The organism is Helicobacter sp. (genome assembly GCF_014799995.1).
GTDB lineage: Bacteria > Campylobacterota > Campylobacteria > Campylobacterales > Helicobacteraceae > Helicobacter_D.
The window spans coordinates 1-5372 of sequence record NZ_JAAVGY010000028.1 but is presented as its reverse complement, the minus strand read 5'-3'; the positions used below and the strand labels follow the sequence as shown (position 1 = coordinate 5372).

Here is a 5372-nt window from a genome sequence, read left to right as displayed (position 1 = left end):
TTTTTTTGTTTTTTGTGTTTTTTGGGGGGGGGGGGGGGGGGGTGTATAATTTTAACTTAATTTTAAATAAAAGGAGTTTTGATGACTTTCAGCAATTCGGTTAAATTTTGCTTCACTAAGGGATACTTTAGTCTCAAGGGGAGGGCAAGCAGAAGTGAGTATTGGTGGTTTGCTCTCTATTATTGTTGCTTAAGTTTTGCAGCTACAATCGTTGATACTATAATCCTTTCAGGGCAAGGCATTATACCTGCTCTTATGCTACTTGTGTGCATCATTCCTGCCGTTACGGTAAGCATTCGCAGACTTCACGATTTAGACCGCTCGGGCTGGTGGTATTTGATATGTTTTGTTCCTCTAATTGGAGGGATTGTTTTGCTATTTTGGTTTGTGTCCAAAGGAACTATCGGAGAAAATCGCTTCGGAAGAGACCCTTTAGGCTAATCGTCATCTTTTTAAATTCTTTTGTAGAATCTTTAAGATTCTACATTAATCACGACCCTTTGTAAAAAGCTGCGACAATCTATTTTAAACTTCAATAAATGACACAAAGAAATCTTGAATGAAGCCTAAAAAGTTAGAGGTGAGATTCTAAAGGATAGATACTTTGTCGTTTTGTTTTTTGCAATGACACAATCTCTAGCTTGCCTTTTTCCTGCGCTCATCATTGATTTTTTGGACTTTAATCAACACCTCTACCATTGCTTGATACAAAGATTCTGGAATCTCCATATCCAAATCCACATCTTTATACAAAGCGCGTGCCAAAGGAGGATTCTCTACGATAGGGATTTCATATTCGTTTGCAAGCTCCTTGATTCTTTGTGCCAAAAAATCCACGCCTTTGGCTAGCACACGAGGAGCGCGGTCTTTTTGGCTATCATAGCGCAAAGCCACCGCATAGTGGGTTGGGTTGGTTACAACGACATCGGCACTTGGGAGATTCTGCATCATTCGCTTACGCGCTGCTTGAAACATCAGTGAGCGAATTTTGCCTTTGATTTGTTGGTCTCCTTCCATATTTTTAAACTCATCTTTGACTTCTTGTTTGCTCATACGCAGAGACTTAAAATACTGATAACGTTTGATGAGATAATCCACACTCGCCATTACCATAAAAAACGCAAGCAAGATTCCAATCAGAATCAATGCTTTATCGCGAAACCATAGCATTTGGTCTCCGATAGGAAAAAGCGCGACCGTGGTAAGCTCGTGCATAAACCCAATAAAGACAAAAAATGCGATGATAAAGGCAGTCATCACCTTAAAAGTAATCAAAAATCCATCAAGTAGTTTTTTAAGCGAAACGAGATTCTTCATTCCACTGATGAAATTCAACTTTTGCAGCTTTGGCTGAATCGCCTTAACCGTGAGCAAAAACCCACTTTGTGAGACATTTGCTATCACGCCAATCAGCATTAATGCCCCAAAAATCGGCGCAAGCAGATAAAGAATCTGCAATACTAGCGAAAGAGCAATAGACATAACATTAGCACGCGTTAAATCTTGAGAAAAATGCTGATAAATTTGCTCAAACACATTACTCACTCCCTGCACCCAAAAACTAAAGCACACAAAGATTAATACCAAGCCCATTGTCAGCCCGAGAAACGCATTGACATCGGGGCTTTTAAGGACATTTCCCTCTTCGCGCGCTTTTTCAATTTTGCGCGCGGAGGGGGCTTCGGTTTTTTCTTGTTCATCAGCCATTTTATGCCTTTAATTGGGAATTGATTTGCGCCAAAGCCTTTTGATAATCCTCTGGCGTGTTGAGATTCTGCGTCTTGTCCTCATTGATTGCCACAAATTGCGCATTTATCATCTCCAAAAGTCGCATAAGCTTGTAATCGCCTTTGGCAATTTGTGCTTGAATTATGCGGAGCGATTCTAATGTATAAACACCTAGCAGAGGGTGAATCTCGGAATTTCTTGCAAAAGTCGGCTTGCGATTCTCTGCATAAGATTGCAAAACCAATTCCACACAATGCCTATCAAAAAAGGGTGCATCAACGCTTAAGGCGAAAAAATCGCATTGTAAAAATTCCAAGCTACTTTGTAAGCCAAAAATCGGCGCAAACTGCTCTTTGGGGGCATTGGTTAAATTTTTTGTTTCTTGAATGTTAGTATTATTGTCTAGGATTGTCTTCGCTCCCACAGCATTAGGAATCAAAAACTTAGCAGAAAAATAAATATGAGAAAATAGCTCTAATAGGCGTTTGGCTTGAAAATTTGCTAGGGTTTCTTGCGCTATGGGAGTAACTTTATCGCTAAAGATTAAATCTTGTTTCAATCTCCCCATTCTCGCACTTCTACCACCACACAAAACCACACACGGCATAGAAAATTTTGCCAAAATAACTCCCAAAGATACAAAAGCTTAAAATTACACTATAATTTTGCCAAAATTATAGCTTTTTTCAAGCACTTTTGGTAGGATTCTAAACTTTAAATCAATGAGGAGCAGACGTGCTAGTAGATGGTTTTGGAAGAACCATTGATTATATGCGCATTAGCGTAACGCAAAGGTGTAATTTCCGTTGTGCTTATTGTATGCCAAATACGCCGATGAATTTAGGCGACGAGGCAGAAGATGTGCCCCTAGAATCTATATTAAACTTCGTCAAAGTGGCGGTTGCACAGGGGGTTAAAAAAATCAGAATCACAGGTGGAGAGCCACTCTTACGCTCTAAAATCGTTGAATTTATCGCACAAATCTATGCCATTGCTCCGCACATTGATATTGCACTCACGACTAATGCCTTTTTGCTTGCCCCTCTTGCAAAACCTCTAAAAGACGCGGGATTAATGCGTATTAACATTTCGTTAGATTCCTTGCAAAAAGACAGAATCCTCTGTATCTCCAAACGCGATGGTTTAGAGAAAATCCTAAAGGGCATTGAAGAAGCACACAGAGTTGGATTCAAAATCAAACTTAATATGGTGCCCCTTAAGAATATCAATGAGGATGAGATTCTAGCTATCTTAGAATATGGCATAGAAAAAGGCATTATGGTACGCTTTATTGAATATATGGAAAATTCACACGCCAAAGGAGGGATTAGCGGGTTAAAACTCTCTGAAATTCTTGCTTGTGTGCAGAAAAAATACACCACGCAAATATTTGAAAAAAAGATTATCGGTCCTGCGACACTCTTTAAGATTCCAAAAGAAAGCGTGCAAACAATGCTTGGTAAGGAATTATCACAAGATTATGTCTTCGGCGTCATCGCCCCGCACAATGATGATTTCTGCAAGAGTTGCAATAGAATCCGCCTAAGCAGTGAGGGCAAACTCATTCCTTGCCTCTACCACGATAATGCAATTGACATTAAAGAAGCTATGCTGTATGGCGATACAGAGGAGATTCTTTCGCGCTTGAATCTCTGCATCCAAAACAAACCAGAAAAAAACGATTGGAACGAAAATTCTGTCTCCTCTAGGGCGTTTTATCAAACCGGTGGATAGGAATTAAGTTTCATTTATACCCACAATCATAAAATGTTAGCAAATTTTTCTTAATGATAATTATTTTCCTTTAAGAATCTCATTTGTATAATTCGCTCACAAATTTTTAAGGAGACAACAATGAATAAAATTGTTCAAACACTAAAACAAATTCAAGCGGATTGCGCAGTATTTTATATCAAACTTCATAATTACCATTGGAATGTCAAAGGTGCAGATTTTCACCCCGTGCATTCTGCATTAGAAAATATGTATGATGAAATCACCGAGCAAATGGACGAAGTTGCGGAACGCGTGATTCAAATCGGTGAAAAACCTTTTGTAACATTAAAAGATATGCTTGCTGCTAGCAAAATCAAAGAGGACGAGGGCACAAGCTTTGATTCTAAGACAATTCTCAAAGCAATCATACCAGATTACGAATATTTCTTAAAATCCTTTAGAGAGCTTTCGGACTTGGCGGGTGAAGCGAACGATAAAGCAACCGTTGCACTAGCAGACGAAAAAGTCGCTAGCCTAGAAAAAGCTCTTTGGATGCTTAAAGTGCAGCTTGCATAATCCAAACCTAAGCCTTGCTAGGATTCCTAATTTATGGAATCTTGGCGGCTTTTATTGCCTCCATCATCAAACAATCTCGATACTATTCGTAGTCAAATTGTTACAAACAGCCTTTCTAGCTCTTTATAATCACCTATAAAGTTAAAAACTTAATTATATTTAAAGAAGAATTTTTATAAACTATCATAATAAGGTTATTTTCACGAACCAAAAATAGGGAGTTTTTATGAAAACATCAAGAATTTCATTGGTTACAAAAATTTCAGGACTCATCGTGTTAGCTTTTGTGGTGATGATTAGCATTAGCGCGATTGTGAATTATAGAAACACGATAGAAGATTCTACAAAAGTTTATAGCTTATTGCAAGAAGAGATTTTAAAGGCGTCTTATACAACTATTAACATTACGATGAATATTGAGGCGGAACAACATTTAAAATTCTTAGCAGAGGAAATAGCGAGCATTGACCGCTATGATGTTGTTGCCCTTCGCAAAGCATTATCAAATGTTCAATACACCGTAAAATATCCTGATATTTTTATGGTTTATGAGGATAATGGGGATTTCATTGATGAATGGCTAGAAGACCACTTCCCCTCTAGCTTTAGCAATAGTTTCAGCCCGATTCCTTCAGCATACCAAGATATGCGCACCGCTCTATGGTATGTGCAAGCCAAGCAAAAAAATGGTTTCATCGTAACCCCTGCCTATCTTTCAAAAGGCGGCAAACTTGCTGGGCAACATTTGGCAACTGCTGCACTTCCTTTCTATAAAGATGGCAAATTTGCTGGGGTAGTCGCAGTAGATATTTCTTTGGATTTGTTTCAAGACCGCTTCAAAAACTTTGACACTCCGGACTTTCCAAGCTTGAATATCTTTATTATGGACCAAAATAGTGAAATCGTTTCTCACGAAGTTCCCGAACTCGTGCTAGATGGCAAACAAACCCCACAAGAGATTGCAATCAGTCAAGCAGCCAAACAAAACCCAAATAGCATTATTAATTATATAGACCATACCAACACAGAAAGGGTTGCACATTATCGCGTAATGCCTTTTGGCTGGATTATGGTTGCGAGCGCAAGTCATAGCGATTACACAAGAGCTTCTAATATCACCGCGTTTAAGAATCTCGTAATTAACTCCGTGCTTATCATCATCGGCTCTATTATACTTTATTACATTATCAGATTTTTCTTGAAACCACTTAAGCGTATTCAACAAGGATTGTCTCGCTTCTTCTCCTACCTCAACCACGAAACAGATTCTGCAAATCTTATCAAGATAGAATCTCAAGACGAATTCGGCATTATGGCAAAAGAAATCAATCAGAATATAGAGAATATCCAAC

General features: G+C 38.6%; 6 protein-coding genes. 4 read left to right on the top strand and 2 right to left on the bottom strand.

From position 1 onward, the window contains the following. Nucleotides 1–81: 81 nt before the first annotated feature. Complete coding sequence (locus HDT10_RS04280; protein ID WP_290880367.1) at nt 82–441, top strand: DUF805 domain-containing protein; 360 nt, start codon at nt 82–84, stop codon at nt 439–441. A 195-nt stretch (nt 442–636) separates the two neighbouring features. Here the strand turns inward: HDT10_RS04280 and flhB are convergent, their stop codons facing one another. Next, the gene (gene flhB / locus HDT10_RS04275; protein ID WP_290880364.1) at nt 637–1707 is read right to left on the bottom strand and encodes a flagellar biosynthesis protein FlhB; all 1071 of its coding nucleotides are present in this window, start codon (nt 1705–1707) and stop codon (nt 637–639) included. Nucleotide 1708: 1 nt separating this feature from the next. Then, nucleotides 1709–2350 carry a molybdenum cofactor guanylyltransferase gene (locus HDT10_RS04270; RefSeq protein WP_290880361.1) on the bottom strand — a complete coding sequence of 214 codons (642 nt, stop codon included), beginning with the start codon at nt 2348–2350 and terminating at the stop codon, nt 1709–1711. 113 nt (nt 2351–2463) lie between these two features. On the opposite strand from HDT10_RS04270, the gene moaA reads away from it, so the two are divergent. The 3 genes from moaA to HDT10_RS04255 all read left to right on the top strand — a co-directional run. Then, nucleotides 2464–3462 (top strand): GTP 3',8-cyclase MoaA, encoded by a 999-nt coding sequence (gene moaA / locus HDT10_RS04265; RefSeq protein ID WP_290880358.1) that lies wholly within the window; start codon nt 2464–2466, stop codon nt 3460–3462. 120 nt (nt 3463–3582) lie between these two features. Next, the gene (locus tag HDT10_RS04260) at nt 3583–4020 is read left to right on the top strand and encodes a DNA starvation/stationary phase protection protein (RefSeq protein WP_290880356.1); all 438 of its coding nucleotides are present in this window, start codon (nt 3583–3585) and stop codon (nt 4018–4020) included. A gap of 226 nt (nt 4021–4246) precedes the next feature. Next, nucleotides 4247–5372 (top strand): cache domain-containing protein (locus HDT10_RS04255; RefSeq protein ID WP_290880353.1); only part of this gene is annotated, 1126 nt, incomplete at its 3' end.

Excerpts from the sequence above, each read along its gene's own strand:
- flhB (WP_290880364.1), bottom strand. The coding sequence starts at position 1,707 with ATGGCTGATGAACAAGAAAAAACCGAAGCCCCCTCCGCGCGCAAAATT.
- HDT10_RS04260 (WP_290880356.1), top strand. The coding sequence starts at position 3,583 with ATGAATAAAATTGTTCAAACACTAAAACAAATTCAAGCGGATTGCGCA.
- HDT10_RS04280 (WP_290880367.1), top strand. The coding sequence starts at position 82 with ATGACTTTCAGCAATTCGGTTAAATTTTGCTTCACTAAGGGATACTTT.